The 15835-nt window shown below is 73.5% G+C and carries 18 protein-coding genes; 14 read left to right on the forward strand and 4 right to left on the reverse strand.

Translation table 11 applies throughout. The annotated features are described in order from the left end of the window. The first annotated feature begins 62 nt into the window (after nt 1–62). From ACYVDO_RS03435 to ACYVDO_RS03445, 3 genes are read left to right on the forward strand one after another with little or no spacing between them, the layout of a single operon-like run. Nucleotides 63–668, forward strand: a complete 606-nt coding sequence (locus tag ACYVDO_RS03435; protein ID WP_460932828.1) for a DUF5998 family protein — start codon at nt 63–65, stop codon at nt 666–668. 40 nt (nt 669–708) lie between these two features. Beyond that, complete coding sequence (locus ACYVDO_RS03440) at nt 709–1857, forward strand: alkaline phosphatase family protein (RefSeq protein WP_460932829.1); 1149 nt, start codon at nt 709–711, stop codon at nt 1855–1857. A gap of 11 nt (nt 1858–1868) precedes the next feature. Next, entirely contained in the window at nt 1869–2543 is a 675-nt protein-coding gene (locus tag ACYVDO_RS03445) for a thymidine kinase (RefSeq protein ID WP_460932830.1), read from the forward strand. 16 nt (nt 2544–2559) lie between these two features. On the opposite strand, the gene sepH is transcribed toward ACYVDO_RS03445, so the two are convergent. Continuing rightward, nucleotides 2560–3885: a septation protein SepH gene (sepH, locus tag ACYVDO_RS03450; RefSeq protein ID WP_460932831.1), complete on the reverse strand. Its 1326-nt coding sequence runs from the start codon at nt 3883–3885 to the stop codon at nt 2560–2562. A 107-nt stretch (nt 3886–3992) separates the two neighbouring features. Here sepH and ACYVDO_RS03455 point away from each other — a divergent pair, with 107 nt between their 5' ends. Genes ACYVDO_RS03455 through ACYVDO_RS03465 form a run of 3 tightly spaced genes read left to right on the forward strand, consistent with a single transcriptional unit; the run spans nt 3993 to nt 6648 of the window. Then, on the forward strand, nt 3993–4628 hold the full coding sequence (locus tag ACYVDO_RS03455; protein WP_460932832.1) for a trimeric intracellular cation channel family protein: 636 nt from the start codon (nt 3993–3995) through the stop codon (nt 4626–4628). Between the two features lie 11 nt (nt 4629–4639). Next, nucleotides 4640–5791: a ferrochelatase gene (locus tag ACYVDO_RS03460; RefSeq protein WP_460932833.1), complete on the forward strand. Its 1152-nt coding sequence runs from the start codon at nt 4640–4642 to the stop codon at nt 5789–5791. 2 nt (nt 5792–5793) lie between these two features. Next, nucleotides 5794–6648, forward strand: a complete 855-nt coding sequence (locus ACYVDO_RS03465) for an inositol monophosphatase family protein (protein WP_460932834.1) — start codon at nt 5794–5796, stop codon at nt 6646–6648. A 109-nt stretch (nt 6649–6757) separates the two neighbouring features. Here the strand turns inward: ACYVDO_RS03465 and ACYVDO_RS03470 are convergent, their stop codons facing one another. Then, on the reverse strand, nt 6758–6943 hold the full coding sequence (locus tag ACYVDO_RS03470; RefSeq protein ID WP_460932835.1) for a hypothetical protein: 186 nt from the start codon (nt 6941–6943) through the stop codon (nt 6758–6760). A gap of 413 nt (nt 6944–7356) precedes the next feature. Between ACYVDO_RS03470 and ACYVDO_RS03475 the strand changes: the two genes are divergently transcribed. Genes ACYVDO_RS03475 through ACYVDO_RS03495 form a run of 5 tightly spaced genes read left to right on the forward strand, consistent with a single transcriptional unit; the run spans nt 7357 to nt 10267 of the window. Next, complete coding sequence (locus ACYVDO_RS03475; RefSeq protein WP_310156266.1) at nt 7357–7656, forward strand: DUF4193 domain-containing protein; 300 nt, start codon at nt 7357–7359, stop codon at nt 7654–7656. Between the two features lie 58 nt (nt 7657–7714). Next, nucleotides 7715–8224 (forward strand): dUTP diphosphatase, encoded by a 510-nt coding sequence (gene dut, locus ACYVDO_RS03480; protein ID WP_460932836.1) that lies wholly within the window; start codon nt 7715–7717, stop codon nt 8222–8224. An 8-nt stretch (nt 8225–8232) separates the two neighbouring features. Then, a complete protein-coding gene (locus ACYVDO_RS03485; protein WP_460932837.1) occupies nt 8233–9102 on the forward strand; it encodes a DUF3710 domain-containing protein in 870 nt (289 codons plus the stop codon). A 6-nt stretch (nt 9103–9108) separates the two neighbouring features. Next, nucleotides 9109–9531, forward strand: a complete 423-nt coding sequence (locus ACYVDO_RS03490; RefSeq protein ID WP_460932838.1) for an OB-fold nucleic acid binding domain-containing protein — start codon at nt 9109–9111, stop codon at nt 9529–9531. Further along, the gene (locus ACYVDO_RS03495) at nt 9521–10267 is read left to right on the forward strand and encodes a DUF3159 domain-containing protein (RefSeq protein WP_460932839.1); all 747 of its coding nucleotides are present in this window, start codon (nt 9521–9523) and stop codon (nt 10265–10267) included. Before ACYVDO_RS03490 ends, ACYVDO_RS03495 begins: the two co-directional genes overlap by 11 nt. A 173-nt stretch (nt 10268–10440) precedes the next feature. Here ACYVDO_RS03495 and ACYVDO_RS03500 read toward each other — a convergent pair whose 3' ends face one another. Both ACYVDO_RS03500 and ACYVDO_RS03505 read right to left on the reverse strand, forming a co-directional pair. Next, entirely contained in the window at nt 10441–11121 is a 681-nt protein-coding gene (locus tag ACYVDO_RS03500) for a potassium channel family protein (protein WP_460932840.1), read from the reverse strand. A 64-nt stretch (nt 11122–11185) separates the two neighbouring features. Next, nucleotides 11186–11854, reverse strand: a complete 669-nt coding sequence (locus ACYVDO_RS03505; protein WP_460932841.1) for a potassium channel family protein — start codon at nt 11852–11854, stop codon at nt 11186–11188. 171 nt (nt 11855–12025) lie between these two features. Here ACYVDO_RS03505 and ACYVDO_RS03510 point away from each other — a divergent pair, with 171 nt between their 5' ends. The 3 genes from ACYVDO_RS03510 to ACYVDO_RS03520 are packed head-to-tail and all read left to right on the forward strand — an operon-like array spanning nt 12026 to nt 15797. After that, the gene (locus ACYVDO_RS03510; protein ID WP_460933408.1) at nt 12026–13984 is read left to right on the forward strand and encodes an APC family permease; all 1959 of its coding nucleotides are present in this window, start codon (nt 12026–12028) and stop codon (nt 13982–13984) included. Next, entirely contained in the window at nt 13981–15294 is a 1314-nt protein-coding gene (locus tag ACYVDO_RS03515) for a class I SAM-dependent RNA methyltransferase (protein ID WP_460932842.1), read from the forward strand. Before ACYVDO_RS03510 ends, ACYVDO_RS03515 begins: the two co-directional genes overlap by 4 nt. Beyond that, nucleotides 15291–15797 (forward strand): acyl-CoA thioesterase, encoded by a 507-nt coding sequence (locus ACYVDO_RS03520; RefSeq protein ID WP_460932843.1) that lies wholly within the window; start codon nt 15291–15293, stop codon nt 15795–15797. Before ACYVDO_RS03515 ends, ACYVDO_RS03520 begins: the two co-directional genes overlap by 4 nt. Nucleotides 15798–15835: the final 38 nt, after the last annotated feature.

Genomic DNA, 15835 nt, shown 5'->3' on the forward strand with positions numbered 1-15835 from the left:
CGGGGATGCCGGGGCCCCGGCCCAGTCCGGCGAGGTGTCCCGCGCTAGGGCAGGATGGGCTCATGGGTCCGACCTCGCCGTCCAGCGCGTCCACGCCGCTGGCACCGCTCCCCGACGACCTCACCAGGGCGATCGAGCGGGCCGGCTACTACCCCGCCCTCGTGGGTGACGTCGTCCAGGCAGCGCTCGCGGGGGAGGACGTCGTCACGCACCTGGTCCACCAGGAGACGACCTTCGACCACGACGTGGTGCGCCGCCACATCACGGTGCTCGCCGTGACCGCGACCCGGCTCGTCATCGCCCACGCCGACGACCACACCGACGAGAGCCCCGAGCACGAGGACACCGCCACCGCCACCACCGAGAGCGTGCCGCTGTCGGCCGTGCGCGGCGTGATGGTCACCCACGTCGTCTCCAACCCACAGGAGTACCGCCCCGGCTCGCTCGGCCGCGAGATCACGCTGACGCTCGGCTGGGGTGCGGTGAGCCGCGTGGACCTCGTGCCGGCCTCGTGCGCCGACCCCGACTGCGACGCCGACCACGGCTACGAGGGCAGCATCGCCTCCGACGACATCTCCCTGCGGATCAGCGCCGACGCCGAGGGCGAGGCAGCACTGCGACAGGCGCTGGGCTTCGCCCGCGACCTGTCCGCCGGCATCGGACGGTGACGTCGTGCCCGTGCTGACTGCCCCGGACGTCGGCTAGCCGATGCCGCACGAGGGCCTGACCCAACCCCGCTACGACGACGCAGGCCTCGCCGGCGTGCTCCCGTCCGTGGCCGCCGCCCTCGGCGTCGCCGGGTATGCCGGGCGGGCACCGATCGAGCTGCCCCCGGCCCGGCGCGCCGTGGTCGTCCTCGTCGACGGCCTCGGCTACGAGCTGATCCGCCGCCGGGGCGGTCACGCGCCCTACCTGCGGTCCCTGCTCCCCGCCGCCCACCGGCTCACCGCCGGCTTCCCCTCGACGACCGCGACGTCCATGGCGACGTTCGGGACCGGCGCCCCGCCCGGCGTCCACGGCCTGCTGGGGTACGAGGTGCTGGTGCCGGGGGAGGACCGGCTCGTCAACGAGCTGTCCTGGGAGGACGGCCCCGACCCGCGCGTCTGGCAGCCGGTCGAGACCGTGCTCGAGGCCGCCGACCGCGACGGGGTCCGCGTCACCCGGGTCGGGCCGGCGTTCTTCGACGGCTCGGGCCTGACCCGCGCCGCGGTGCGCGGGGGCCGCTTCGTCGCCGCCGACAGCCTCGCCGCCCGGGTCGACGCCGCCCAGGCTGCCCTGCGCCGCGACCCGCGCGCCCTGGTCTACGTCTACTGGGGCGACCTGGACAAGGTGGGCCACGTCCACGGGTGCCAGTCCTGGGAGTGGGGCGACGAGCTCGAGGCGATCGACGCCGAGATCTCCCGGCTCGTCGGCGGCGTCCCCTCGGACACCGCCGTGCTCGTGACGGCCGACCACGGCATGGTCGACGCGCCCCACGCGCTGCGGATCGACCTGGCCCACGACGTCGAGCTGGCCGCCGGCATCCGGCACGTCGGGGGCGAGCCCCGCGCCCTGCACCTGTACTGCCAGCCCGGTGCGGCGCGGGACGTCGCCCACATCTGGCGCGAGCGGGTGGGCGAGCGGGCGTGGATCCGTACGCGGGACGACGCGGTCGAGGAGGGCTGGTTCGGCGCGGTGGCCGACCGCAACCGGCCGCGGATCGGGGACCTCGTCGTCGCGATGCGCGACAACTTCGCCATCGTCGACTCGCGGCGGGCGCGTCCGAAGCTGCTGGCGCTGCTCGGCCTGCACGGATCCCTGACACCGGAGGAGTCCGCGGTGCCGTTGTTCCACGTCCCGGCCCGGATCAGCGCCTAGGGTGTCCTCTCGTGGCTGAGCTCGTCTTCTTCTCCGGGACCATGGACTCCGGCAAGTCCACCCTCGCCCTCCAGATGGACCACAACCACCGGACCCGGGGCCGGCACGGGCTCATCTTCAGCAAGCTCGACCGGGGTGGCGAGGACCGCCTGTCCTCGCGGCTGGGCCTGTCGACGGCGGCCCACGAGGTGCACGACGACCTCGACTTCTGGGAGACCGTGGTGTCGCAGGCCACCTCGGGCCGCCGGGTCGACTACCTCATCTGCGACGAGGCCCAGTTCTACTCCGCCGAGCAGGTCGAGCAGCTCGCCCGGATCGTCGACGAGATGGGGGTGGACGTCTTCGCCTTCGGCATCACCGCCGACTTCCGCACCCAGCTGTTCCCGGGCTCGCAGCGACTCATCGAGCTCGCGGACAAGGTGCAGGTGCTCCAGGTGGAGGCCCTGTGCTGGTGCGGCCGTCGTGCCACGCACAACGCCCGCGTCGTCAACGGCGCCATGGTGGTCGAGGGCGAGCAGGTCGTGGTGGGCGACACCCAGCCCGGCGGCGAGGACCTGGTCGAGTACGAGGTGCTGTGCCGCCGGCACTTCATGCGCCGGATGAACTCTGCTGCGGCTCGGGCCGCGGCGAGCTCTCCCGACGTGCTGCCGTTCGACCTCGACGTCTGCCCGGTGCCGCAGGGCTGACGCCGCCCGGCAGGCGTCACTCCCGGGGCTTGGCCCCGAACATGACGTCGTCCCAGCTCGGCACGCTGGGCCGGCCCGCACGCCGCTTCGCCGGGCGGGTCGCCGGCGTCGGCTCGGGCGTCGGCTCGGGCGCTGCCTTCGGCGCACGCGCGGGCGTCGGCTCGGCTGCTGAGTTCGGCTCGGGCGCTGCCTCCGGCGCACGCGCTGGCGTCGGCTCGGCTGCTGACTTCGGCCCGGGCGCTGCCTCCGGCTCTCGCGCCTTCTTCGGCGCAGGCGTCGCCGTCGGCACACGGGTCGCCGTGGGCTCCGCCGTTGCCTCCGTCTCCGGCCCCGCCTCCGGTTCTCGCGTCTCCTCCGGCGCCCCCGCCGGCGTCGGCTCGGGCGCCGTCTCCGGCTCGGCCGCGGGGAGCACGTCCAGGCCGACCTCGGCGCCGTCGTCGTCCAGCGGGTGGCGACCCTTGGCGGAGGGCGGTGGGGGCATCGTCTCGGGGTCGTAGGCCAGGTCCTCCAGCGGCAGGGCGTCCTCGCGGGGTGCCTCGTCGACGGGGGTCTGGGCCGGCGTGCTGCGCCGTCGCCGCGGCCGGCCCCGGTGGGCCGCACGCTCGCGCATCGCCGACATGAGGTCGAGCGGCTCGTCGGGAACCGGGGGAGCGGCCTGTCGCCGGGGCGAGCCGACACCGCCCTCGGCCTCGACGTCGTACACCGTCGTCGCCCGGACCGGCGTCGACACGAGGTGGGGGGCGGGCAGTGGCGAGGCCGGCGTCGCGGCCTCCTCCTCGCTCAGCCAGCGCGCCTCGTCGTCGGCGGCGGTGACGGTGCGGGCCGGCACGTCGAAGGACCAGCGGGCCTGGCGCTCGCGGCCGCCCGCGGGGAAGGTGACGATGACGGTCCACTCGCCGCTGTCGTTGCGGGCCGAGTCCCACTCGGCGAGGCCCGGGTCGACGCCGCGACCCGAGAGCCGCTGGCTGACCCGGGCCACGAGCGTCGTCGTCCCGGAGGCGCCGGCCCCGCGCCCGCGCATCCGGACCGTCCGGGCCAGCCCGGCGACGTACTCGCGCTCGGCGAGGATCGGTCCCTCGTACCTCGCGACCTTCTCCACCGTCCAGCCCGACCGCTCGGCCACCTCCTGGGCGGAGTACCCGGCCCGGATCAGGGCCTGCACCTCACGGGGACGCATGCCGCCGTCGATCTCGATCTGCAGCTGTCCCAGGCGGGGACGGTCGCGGCGCACGGCCGCCCGCAGGGGCTCGTCGAGCGGGACGCGGAACCGCTCGCCCGCGCTGTCGGACAGCAGCAGGTGCTGCCCGTCCTCGTGGACTCCGATGAGCCGCAGGTCTCGCATTGCCTCTCCCGTACCGCCCCGGTGGGTGCAGGGCCTCGTCCGTCGACTCTGCCATCCGTGAGGTCACCACGAAAGCGCCCACGCCGCACGGGTACTTTTGACCTGCGATGCTCACCCTCGACACCCACCTGCAGCTGGTCCTCGACCTCGTCGGGGTCTTCGCGTTCGCCCTGTCGGGGGGCCTGGTCGCGGTGAAGAAGCGGTTCGACCTCTTCGGGGTGCTCGTGCTGGCCGGTGCGGCGGCGCTCGGGGGAGGCGTCCTGCGCGACCTGCTCATCGGGCACGTCCCGCCGGTCGGGATCTCGGACTGGCGCCTGGTCACCTGCGCCGTCGTCGCCGGGCTGGTGACCTTCGTCTACCACCCCGGCGTCGAGCGCATCTCGCGCTTCGTGCGCGTGCTCGACGCCGCCGGCCTCGCCGTCTTCGCGATCGGCGGCTCGCTCAAGGCGCTCGGCGCCGGCATGGACCCGCTCACCTCCGTGCTCGTCGGCGGCATCACGGCCGTCGGGGGCGGCATGCTGCGCGACCTGCTGGCAGGGCAGGTGCCGGAGGTGCTGCGCCGGGAGATGTACGCCCTGCCCGCGCTGTTCGGCTCCGCCCTCATCGTCACCGCCCACCACTTCGACCTCGCCACCCCGTTGGTCATCTGGTCCTGCGTCGCCCTCGTCTTCGCGGTCCGGATGGTGGCCGTCGTCCTCGACGTCCACGCACCCCGCCCCCTGCGTACCGAGCTCCCCCAGTAGAGGATCTACCCGTGAGCACTCCTGAGAACGCCCCCCAGCCGGCACCCGAGAGCGCCGTGCACCCCCTCGCGCCGTACGACGGCATCCTCCTGCTCTCCTTCGGCGGCCCGGAGAAGCCCGAGGACGTCCTGCCGTTCCTGCGCCGGGTCACGGCCGGCAGGGACATCCCCGACGAGCGGCTCGAGGAGGTCGGTGAGCACTACTACGGCTTCGGCGGCCGGAGCCCGATCAACGACCAGAACCGGGCGCTCATCTCCGCCCTGCGCGACGAGCTCGACCGCCGCGAGATCGACACCCCCATCGTGTGGGGCAACCGCAACTTCACCCCGTTCGTCGCCGACGCCCTCACCGAGGCGCACGAGCGCGGCATCCGACGGCTGGTGACGGTCATGACCAGCGCCTACTCCTGCTACTCCTCCTGCCGGCAGTACCGCGAGGACCTCGCGGCGGCGCGCGAGCAGGTCGAGGCCGCGGGAGTCGACGTGCAGGTCGACAAGATCCGGACCTACGCCAACCACCCGGGCTTCTCCCGCACCAACAGCCGGCTCGTGACCGAGGCGGTCCGCGAGGTCCTGCGCACGGGGGAGGACCCGGGCGCCGTGCGCCTGCTCTTCGTCACCCACTCGATCCCCACCGCCATGGACGACACCTCGGGTCCGGGCGACGGCGAGGGCAACGCCTACTCCCGCCAGCACCGGGCCCTTGGTGCGGCAATCACCGACGAGGTCAACGCGACGCTGGACACCGACCTGCACGGCGAGCTGGTCTTCTGCTCGCGGTCCGGGCCGCCCACCCAGCCGTGGCTCGAGCCGGACGTCAACGACCGCTTCGAGGAGCTGGCTGCCGAGGGCGCGCGCGCCGTCGTGGTCGCCCCGATCGGGTTCGTGTCGGACCACATGGAGGTCGTCTACGACCTCGACACCGAGGCGGCAGAGACCGCCGAGCGGCTCGGGCTGCGGATGGTGCGGGTGCCGACCGTCGGCGTCGACCCCGAGTTCGTCTCGGGGCTGGCCGACCTGCTGCTGGAGCGGGCTGCGCTGGCGCGCGGCGAGGCGCCCGCCCAGCCGTCGTGGCCCGGCCGCGAGCCGCTGAACTCGGTCTGCGCCCCGGGCTGCTGCCCCAACCTCCGGGTGGCCAAGCCCGCCCTGTGCGGTCGGGACTGACGATGGGGGTCGAGGGCCTCGGCGCGCACGAGCTCGAGGAGCTGGAGCAGGTCGCCATGGCGGTGGCCGTCGAGGCCGGCCGGCTCATCGTGCACGAGCGCCCGGGCGACCTGCGGGTGGCCAAGACCAAGAGCACTGCCACCGACATCGTCACGGTGATGGACCAGCGCGCCCAGGACCTGCTGCGCAGCCGGCTGGCCGAGCTGCGCCCCCAGGACGGCTTCCTCGGTGAGGAGGAGGGCGGCGCGGCGGCTCGGTCCGCCGTGACCTGGGTCGTCGACCCGATCGACGGCACCGTGAACTACCTCTACTCCCTACCCGCGTATGCCGTGTCCGTGGCGGCCGTCGTGGGCGACCCCACGACGGCCGGCGCCTGGGAGCCCGTCGCGGGAGCGGTGGTCAACCCGGTCACCGGCGAGCTGTTCCACGCGCGCAGCGGCGGCGGCTCGTGGCTGCGGGCGGCCGGCGCCGAGCCCCTCCGCCTGCAGCTGGGGGAGCCGCCGGTCCTGGGGCAGGCGCTCACGGGGACCGGGTTCGGCTACGACCCGGCCCGTCGCCGGGCGCAGGCGGAGCTGCTCGTCGAGGTGCTGCCGCAGGTCCGTGACATCCGTCGCATCGGCAGCGCCGCGCTCGACATCTGCGCGGTCGCCCACGGCACCCTGGACTGCTACTTCGAGTGGGGCCTCAACGCCTGGGACATGGCCGCCGCCTGGATCGTGCTCACGGAGGCGGGTGGGGCCTTCACGGGCCTGGACGGCAGGCCGCCGACCCCGGACATGGTGGTCGCCGGCGCCCCCGCGCTGCACCGGGAGCTGGAGCGCGCCGTCAGGGCGGCGTGGGCGGCCCTGCACCACTGAGGGCAGCGTGGGCGGCCCTGCACCCCTGAGGGCAGCGTGGGCGGCCCTGCACCCCTGAGGGCGGCACCCCTCCGGCCGGCGCGTCGTCCGCTCGTCGGGACGTGGGTGCTCAGGCGGAGGCGAACCCCGCCAGCTCGGGGATGCGCAGGCCGTGCTCGGCCGCCAGGCGGGCCAGGTTCTCCAGCTCGGCCTCGCGGACCGAGGCCAGGTAGTCGTCGCCGGTGTCCTGCGCTCCCCGCAGGGACTCGATGGCGCTCACCGCGTGGGCTCGGATCTCATGGTGGAACTCGGTCATCGTGCACCCCTCTCTTCGTCTGGGACGAGGCGTAGGTCGGGCTCGGGCCGGGCCAGTGACTCTATGCACCGGAACGCACGGGGAGGGAACCGGGTTGTCCGTCTTGGCTGAACCGTGGGTGAACGCAGACCCTTCCTTGGTGTTGCCCCGGTGCCCGGATCGGTGTTGCCCCGGTGCCCCGGATCGGGGCCGCCGAACCGGCACGATCCGGGCCGAAGGGGGCAACCGCCCTGCCGTTGCACGACGGCCGCCTCGACGGATCTGGACCCGGAGGTGACTCCTCGGGCTGCATGGGGCACAATCCCGGCCTGCGGTGGGCACAAAACCGCACGCACCCGCGTTGACACCGGCGAACTGACTTCCCGGCGAGCGGGAGGCCAGCAGTACCGAGCAACAGGAGAGCGACAGCGACCATGGCGACTGACTACGACGCGCCGCGCAAGACCGATGACGAGCTGTCCGAGGACTCGATCGAGGAGCTGAAGTCCCGACGGGTCGACAAGAGCGCCTCGAGCGTGGACGTCGACGAGGCCGAGCAGGCCGAGGGCTTCGAGCTCCCGGGTGCCGACCTGTCGGGGGAGGAGCTCTCGGTGCGGGTCATCCCACGCCAGAGCGACGAGTTCACCTGCTCGCGGTGCTTCCTGGTGCACCACCGCAGCCAGCTGGCCAGTGAGGCCGGCGGGGTGCTGGTGTGCCGGGAGTGCGCCGCGTAGGTGGCCCCGACGTCCGCACGGACGGCAGCAGGGCCGGACAGGGATAGGGTCAGTCCACGTGGCTGACCCTTCCCGCGTCCCGGCGCCTGCCCTGCCCGCGACCGCTGTACCGGTGCCCCTGCGCCGGCTCGACCCGGACCTCCCGGTGCCCTCGTACGCCCACCCGGGCGACGCCGGTGCCGACCTGCACGCGGCCCTCGAGGTGGTGCTCGCGCCGGGGGAGCGCACCCTCGTCCCGACCGGCGTGGCCCTGGCCCTGCCCGAGGGGTACGTCGGGCTCGTGCACCCCCGCTCCGGGCTCGCCGCCCGCCACGGCATCACCATCGTCAACGCGCCGGGCACCGTCGACGCCGGCTACCGGGGCGAGGTGCTGGTGAACCTGGTCAACCTCGACCCGACGGAGCCGTTCACCGTGCGCCGCGGCGACCGCATCGCCCAGCTGGTGGTGCAGCAGGTCGCGCGGGTGGAGTTCGTCGAGGTGGATTCGCTCGACGACAGCTCCCGGGGCGACACTGGACACGGGGCCAGTGGTGGCTTCGGGCACCACACCACGACGACGAAGGACTGACGACAGCAGTGGGAATCTTCCGACGAGGCAAGCAGAGCGACGAGACCGACCAGGCCGTCCCGGCTGACGGCGTCGACGACGCCCGGGCCGACGAGCAGTCAGCCGGCCTCTCGGCCGCGACGGCGGGCGAGGCGGACCCGGCCACGGACGAGTCGGGCCCGGCGACCGACGACGCAGCGGTGGAGACGGACGACGCGGCGGTGGACAGTGCTGCGGGCTCGGGCGCCGGACCGCGCACCGGCCGTCGCGAGGAGGTCGGCCCGTTCGACGCCTCCGAGGTCGACGCCGAGACGGACGGCCGGCTCGACCTCGGGGGGCTGCGCATCCAAGGGATCCCCGGCATGGAGCTGCGGCTGGAGGTCGACGAGGAGGCCGGCCAGGTGGTCGGCGCCACCGCCGTCATCGCCGACTCGGCCGTGCAGCTGCAGGCCTTCGCGGCTCCCCGCACCGCCGGCATCTGGGACGAGATCCGCAGCGAGATCGCCGAGTCCATCCTCGACCAGGGTGGCACGGCCGACGAGGCGCGAGGGCAGCTCGGCATCGAGCTGCGCACGCGGATGCCCTCGGCCGGTCCTGACGGCCGGACGGTGTTCGCCCCCGCCCGGTTCGCCGGCGTCGACGGCCCCCGCTGGTTCCTGCGGGCGGTCTTCTCCGGGCGCGCCGCCATCGACGACGAGGCCGCAGCCCCGCTGCTCGAGGTCGTGCGCAGCACCGTGGTGGTCCGCGGTGACGCCGCGATGGCCCCGCGCGAGATGCTCGCGCTCCAGCTCCCCGCGCAGGCGGCAGGGCCCGAGACCCCGCCGTCGGGCGAGGCCCCCGCGCACGCCGACGACCTCAAGCCGTTCCAGCGCGGTCCCGAGATCACCGAGGTCAGGTAGGCAGTCATGGCGCACCCCACCGCCACCCCGCGGGCAGGAGGCCCCGGCACGAAGGAGCGCCGCTCGGCGCTGTCACGGCTGGGCGAACGGCTGACCAAGTCCGTCACCCAGCTGGAGGCCGACGAGCTCCAAGAGGACGCGGCCCGCATGGGCTGCACCCCGATGTGCGACCTGGTGGACCGCCAGGAGGCCACCGTGTCGGGCACGGTGCGCGCGGTGACGTTGCGCCCGCGCGTCAACGTCCCCGCGCTGGTCGTCGACCTGTACGACGGCAGCCGCACCATCAACCTGGTCTGGCTCGGCCGGCGCACCATCGGGGGGATCTCGCCCGGCACGTACCTGCGCGCCAGCGGCCGGGTCACCTGGACCCGCGGTGTCCCCACCATCTTCAACCCGTCCTACGAGATCGTGCCGCCGCGTGGGCACTGACCCCGCCGTCACCGGGACGGCGACGGTCGAGGAGGTCATCCGGCACCGGCTGTCCGCCGCGCTGGGCGGGTGGCGCGGCTCGCTCGAGACCGCGCTGCCCACGCTCGCCTTCGTCGTCGCGTGGGTGGTGCGTGACGACCTGCGCACCGCCGTCGTCGCGGCCGTGGCCGTCACCGTCGTGCTCGCGCTCGTGCGGGTGGCCCAGCGCCAGAGCGTGAAGTACGTGCTCCAGGCCGTCCTGCCCACGGCCGTTGCCGCGGTCTTCGCGCTGCGCTCGGGCCGGGCCGAGGACGCGTTCCTGCCCGGGATCCTCTGGAACGCCGTGATGGGCGTCGTCGCGGTGGTCTCGGTGGCCACGCGCTGGCCCCTCGTCGGCTTCATGGTGGCCGCGGGAGACCCGGACCTCGCCGAGGACCCCCTGGGCTGGCGTCGCGACCGCGGGCTCGTCCGGGTGTGCCAGCGCCTCACGCTCGTGCTCGTGGCGATCTTCGCGATCCGGCTCCTCATCATGGTGCCGCTCTACCTCGGCGGCGCCGTCGCCGCGCTCGGGGTCGCCAAGATCGTCCTGGGCTGGCCGCTGTGGCTCGGCGCGGTCGCCGTCATGGGCGTGCTCCTCGTCCGGGGCCACACGCCGCAGGACCTCCAGGCCGCGTCGGCCGCCCTCGCGTCCCACCAGCACGCAGCGGAGGCGGCCGAGCGGGGGACCTCGACGGATACCGAGTCCGCCGCGCCCTAGCCGGACCCGGCGCACCACCCCGTCCGCACGCGCTGGTCCGAGCGCCCCGGTCCGAGCGCCCCGGTCCGAGCGCCTCGGTCCGAGCGCCCGCTCCGCGAGCCTCGCTCAGCGATCCCGCTCAGCGGCCCACGGTCCGTGGTGCCTCGGTCCGTGGTACCTCAGCCGGCGGTACCTCAGTCGGCCGCGCGGGGGTGCCGGTCGCCCGGGCTCAGCATCGCCTCGAGCTCGTCCTCGAACTCGGGAGTGGTGATGAACAGCAACTCGTCGTGCGGCTCGAGCGAGTCGTCGCGGCTGGGGGCGATGGGGTGGTCCTCACGGATGATCCCCACCAGCACGGTCTCCCCGGGGAAGGCCACGTCACCGGCGCGCTTGCCGGCATACGGGCTGTCCGCCGGCAGCGTGAGCTCGACCATGGTGGCCTGGCCCTGCTGGAACTGGAAGATCCGGACGAGGTCACCGACGCTCACGGCCTCCTCGACGAGGGCCGTCATGAGGCGCGGCGTGGAGACGGCGACGTCGACGCCCCAGGCCTCGTCGAACATCCACTCGTTCTTCGGGTTGTTCACCCGGGCCACGGTGCGTGGCACGCCGAACTCGGTCTTGGCGAGCAGCGAGACGACGAGGTTGACCTTGTCGTCGCCGGTGGCCGCGACGACGACGTCGCAGTCGGCCAGGCCGGCCTCGTGCAGCGCCGTGATCTCGCAGGCGTCGGCGAGCAGCCAGCTGGCCTCGGGGATCCGGCTCTGGATCTCCTTGCGCTCCTTGTCCATGAGGAGCACCTGGTGGCCGTTGTGCAGCAGCTCCCGGGCGATGGAGCGGCCCACGCTGCCGGCGCCGGCGATGACGACACGCATCGATCTTCTCCTGGGTCGGGTGGTTCTCGGGGGCGCGGTGCGGAGTGCCTCGGGGCCGGTGCGGTCAGTGCTCGCCGGGCGCCGGGGGCGCGTCGAGCGTGCGCTCCACCGAGGGCAGCTCGCTGACGAGGGTGGCGACGTGGAGGAGGTCGCCCTCCTGGAACACCGTGTCGGCCTCGACGAGGATGCCCGAGCCCAGTCGCGTCAGGTATGCCGTGCGGGCGCCCGTGGCCGCCTCGAGCGCACTGATGCGGTGGCCCACCCAGGCCGGGTTCACGGTGACCTCGGCGATGACGACCTTCCCGGAGGGATCGACCAGCTCGGGCACGTGGCCCTGGGGGAGCAGGCGGCGGATCATCTGGTCGGACGTCCACTTGACCGTCGCCACGGTGGGGATGCCGAGCCGCTGGTAGACCTCGGCGCGGCCGGGGTCGTAGATGCGGGCGACGACGTGCTCGACGCCGAACGTCTCGCGCGCGACCCGGGCGGCCAGGATGTTGGAGTTGTCACCGCTGGAGACGGCCGCGAACGCGTACGCGTCGTCGATGCCGGCCTCCTTGAGCGTGTCGCGGTCGAAGCCCACACCGGTGACCCGACGCCCCTCGAACGAGGACCCGAGCCGGCGGAAGGCCGACTCCTCCTGGTCGATGACGGCAACGTCGTGGCCCTGGGCCTCGAGGCTGTGCGCGAGGGAGGACCCCACCCGCCCACAGCCCATGATCACGAAATGCACGTCGCCGACGCTACACCGCCGGCCGAGCCCGGGTGCAGGGCGGCGCGCAGGGGCCGGTCCGGCCCGTGACCAGCGGTGCAGGGCGGCGCGCACCGCCCGCTGGGGCCCCATAGAGTGTTCGCCGTGCCAACCTCTGGACGCGTCCTCAAGCGGGTGCTCGTCGGGCGCGCGATGCGCAGCGACAGGCTCGGCGAGACGCTGCTCCCCAAGAAGCTCGCGCTGCCGATCTTTGCCAGCGACGCGCTCTCGTCCGTCGCCTACGCCCCGGACGAGATCTTCCTGACCCTGGGCCTCGCCGGCGGGGCCCTGGCCCTGACGCACTCCTGGCAGATCGGCCTGTGCGTCGTGGCCGTCATGCTCGTGGTGGTCGCGTCCTACCGGCAGAACGTCCACGCCTACCCCTCCGGCGGCGGCGACTACGAGGTGGCCAACACCAACCTGGGGCCGAAGGCGGGGCTCACCGTCGCCTCGGCCCTGCTCGTCGACTACGTCCTCACCGTCGCGGTGTCGATCTCCTCGGGCGTGCAGAACGCCGCGGCCGCCCTGCCGTTCATCCGCGGGCACGAGGTGATCGTGGCCGTGGGCCTGGTCGTGGTCCTCACCGCCATGAACCTGCGTGGCGTGCGCGAGTCGGGGAGGACCTTCGCCATCCCCGTCTACGCGTTCATGTTCAGCGTCATCGGCATGGGTGTCGTGGGGCTCGTCCGCGAGGTGAGCGGGACCCTGCCGCAGGCCGAGAGCGCCCGGCTCACCCTGGCGCCGGAGAGCGGGTTCGAGACGCTCGGCGGCTTCGCGCTGATGTTCCTGCTGCTGCGCGCCTTCTCGTCGGGATGTGCGGCGCTGACCGGGGTCGAGGCGATCTCGAACGGCGTGCCGGCGTTCAAGAAGCCCAAGTCCCGCAACGCCGCGACGACCCTGCTCATGATGGGCCTGGTCGCCATCACCATGCTGATGTCGATGCTCGTGCTCGCCAAGTGGACGGGCATCAAGTACGCCGAGAACCCGGCGACCCAGCTGCTCGACAACGGCAGGCCCGTCGGCAACGGCTACGTCCAGGACACGATCATGGGCCAGGTCTCCAAGGCCGTGTTCTCCGGCTTCCGCCCCGGCGTGGTCATCGTGTCGATCGTGGCCGGGCTCATCCTCGTCCTCGCGGCCAACACCGCCTTCAACGGCTTCCCGGTGCTGGGCTCGATCCTGGCCAAGGACGGGTACCTGCCGCGCCAGCTGCACACCCGCGGCGACCGGCTCGCCTTCTCCAACGGAATCCTCATCCTCGCCGGCGCCGCCGCGTTCCTCATCGTCCTGTACAACGCCGAGGTCACCAAGCTGATCCAGCTGTACATCGTCGGCGTCTTCGTCTCGTTCACGCTGAGCCAGACCGGCATGATCCGGCACTGGAACCGGCACCTGCGACTCGAGCGCGACCCCCGCGCCCGCGCCCGCATGATGCGCAGCCGGGTCATCAACGCGATCGGGGCGACGATGTCGGGCCTCGTCCTCGTCGTCGTGCTGCTCACCAAGTTCGTCCACGGCGCGGGCTACGCCATCGCGGCCATGGTGGTGCTGTTCTTCATCATGCTGCGCATCCACAAGCACTACGAGCGGGTCCGCGAGGAGCTGCGGGTGATGGAGGACGACAGCGAGGCCCAGCTCCTGCCGAGCCGGGTGCACGCGATCGTCCTGGTCTCCAAGATCCACAAGCCGACGCTGCGGGCGCTCGCGTATGCCCGCGCCACCCGTCCCAACCGGCTCGAGGCCATCACCGTCAACGTCGAGCCGGACGAGACCAAGGCCCTGCAGGAGGAGTGGGACCGGCGCCGGATCCCCGTGCCGCTCAAGGCCCTCGACTCGCCCTACCGCGAGATCACCCGGCCGGTCGTGGAGTACGTCAAGTCCCTGCGCTCGGGCCACCCGCGTGACGTCGTGGTCGTCTACATCCCCGAGTACGTCCTGGGCCGCTGGTACGAGCAGGTCCTGCACAACCAGAGCGCGTTGCGGCTCAAGGGCCGGCTGCTGTTCACCCCTGGGGTCATGGTCGCGAGCGTCCCGTGGCAGCTCCGGTCCTCCGAGGGCGTCGAGGAGCGGCTCGACGGCCCCACGGCGGGCTCGGTCCGGCTCGGCCAGTGAGCGGCGGCAGCGAGCCGACGGTGCGCGCCAACCCCGGCGACCTGTCCGTCGGGGACGAGGTCGAGGTGGAGGTCGGGCCGGTCGCCCACGGCGGCTTCTGCGTCGCCCGGCACGAGGGCCGCGTCGTGTTCGTGCGACACGCGCTGCCGGGGGAGCGGGTGGTCGCCCGCGTGACCGAGGCGCGGGAGGGGCAGCGGTTCGTGCGGGCCGACGCCGTGGCCGTGACCACCGCGAGCCCGCACCGGGTCCAGCCACCGTGCCCGTATGCCGGGCCGGGACTGTGCGGCGGGTGCGACTTCCAGCACGTGGACCCGGCGTACCAGCGCGAGCTGAAGACGGCCGTCGTCCGCGAGCAGCTTTCCCGCCTGGCCGGTCTTGACGTCGAGGTCGTGGTCGAGGAGCTGCCCGGTGCGCCGGACGGCCTCGGTTGGCGGACGCGGGTCGAGTTCGCCGTCGACGAGTCGGGGCGGGCCGGCCTGCGCAAGCACCGGTCGCACGACGTCGTCCCCGTCGACACCTGCCTCATCGCCGATCCGCGCGTGCTCGCGACGGGGGTCCTCCAGCGCGACTGGCCGGGGGAGACCTCGGTCGACGTCGTGGCGCCGTCGGAGGGCGAGGCCGTCGTGGTCCCCGTGCCCGGCGCGGACGCCGTGCCCGTGGTCACGGAGGCAGTCCGCGGCGAGCACTTCTCCGGCGAGTTCGAGGTCTCCGCGCGCGGGTTCTGGCAGGTGCACCCCGCCGCCGCCCCCACCTTCGTCGACACGGTGCTCCGCCTGCTGGCGCCACAGCCGGGGGAGACCGCCCTCGACCTGTATGCCGGCGTCGGCCTCTTTGCCCGCGCGCTGGCCGAACAGGTGGGCCCGACCGGCCGGGTCGTCGCGGTGGAGTCCGACCCGCGGGCCACGGACGAGGCCGAGCGCAACCTGGCGGGGCTCCCGTCCACCCTGGTCGTCCGCGGTCGGGTGGACGACGTCTTCGGCGTGCCGCGACCCAGTCGCAAGGGCGCGGGCGGCAACCGCCGCGCCACCCGGGGCCGCAAGCTGCGCCGCCACCCGATGCTGCCGCCGACGGCCGACCTCGTCGTCCTCGACCCACCTCGCACCGGGGCAGGCCGCGACGTCGTGGCGCAGGTCGCGGCCCTCCGGGCGAGGGGCGTCGCCTACGTCGCCTGCGACCCCGCGGCGCTCGCGCGCGACACGGCATACCTCGCCGAGCACGGCTACGCGCTGCAGAGCCTGCGTGCCTTCGACGCCTTCCCCATGACCCACCACCTGGAGTGCATCGTGCTCTTCGAGAGGACCGGCCCGTGAGCACCACCGACCAGACCGACCTGACGAGCGCCCCGGGCAAGCCTGGTGCGAGCGGGGCTGGGTCGGCTGCCGCAGGGGCGGCCGACCCGTTCGTGCACCGGGTCGAGGTGCACTTCTACGAGGTCGACCAGGTCGGGGTCGTGTTCAACGCGTGGTACCTCGCCTGGTGCGACGATGCCCGCCTCGCCTACTGCGACGCCCGCGGCTACGGCATCGAGGAGGCCAAGGCGCACGACGCGATGCCGCTGGTGCGGCACGCCGAGATCGAGTGGCTCGCGAGCCTGTCGGCGGGGGACCACGCGGAGATCGTCGTGCGACCGGTGCGCGTCGGCACGACGTCCTTCACGCTCCGGCACGAGATCCACCGGGCCGGCGACGGGCAGCTGTGCGCCGTCCTCACCATCACCTACGTCGCGGCCGGTCTCGCCGAGCGGACCAAGCGAGACCTTCCGCTTCCGCTGCGTCGCGCCCTGGAGCAGGATCGAGAGCAGAGCGCTTCCTGACGTGATATCTTGACATCAAGATAAATCGGACGACGACG

The sequence above is a fragment of the Phycicoccus ginsengisoli genome (genome assembly GCF_054779295.1).

What these genes read in the sequence shown, in the direction of transcription:
- ACYVDO_RS03435 (WP_460932828.1), top strand. Translation starts at nt 63, where the DNA reads ATGGGTCCGACCTCGCCGTCCAGCGCGTCCACGCCGCTGGCACCGCTC.
- ACYVDO_RS03440 (WP_460932829.1), top strand. Translation starts at nt 709, where the DNA reads ATGCCGCACGAGGGCCTGACCCAACCCCGCTACGACGACGCAGGCCTC.
- sepH (WP_460932831.1), bottom strand. Translation starts at nt 3,885, where the DNA reads ATGCGAGACCTGCGGCTCATCGGAGTCCACGAGGACGGGCAGCACCTG.
- ACYVDO_RS03455 (WP_460932832.1), top strand. Translation starts at nt 3,993, where the DNA reads ATGCTCACCCTCGACACCCACCTGCAGCTGGTCCTCGACCTCGTCGGG.
- ACYVDO_RS03465 (WP_460932834.1), top strand. Translation starts at nt 5,794, where the DNA reads ATGGGGGTCGAGGGCCTCGGCGCGCACGAGCTCGAGGAGCTGGAGCAG.
- ACYVDO_RS03470 (WP_460932835.1), bottom strand. Translation starts at nt 6,943, where the DNA reads ATGACCGAGTTCCACCATGAGATCCGAGCCCACGCGGTGAGCGCCATC.
- ACYVDO_RS03475 (WP_310156266.1), top strand. Translation starts at nt 7,357, where the DNA reads ATGGCGACTGACTACGACGCGCCGCGCAAGACCGATGACGAGCTGTCC.
- ACYVDO_RS03490 (WP_460932838.1), top strand. Translation starts at nt 9,109, where the DNA reads ATGGCGCACCCCACCGCCACCCCGCGGGCAGGAGGCCCCGGCACGAAG.
- ACYVDO_RS03500 (WP_460932840.1), bottom strand. Translation starts at nt 11,121, where the DNA reads ATGCGTGTCGTCATCGCCGGCGCCGGCAGCGTGGGCCGCTCCATCGCC.
- ACYVDO_RS03510 (WP_460933408.1), top strand. Translation starts at nt 12,026, where the DNA reads ATGCGCAGCGACAGGCTCGGCGAGACGCTGCTCCCCAAGAAGCTCGCG.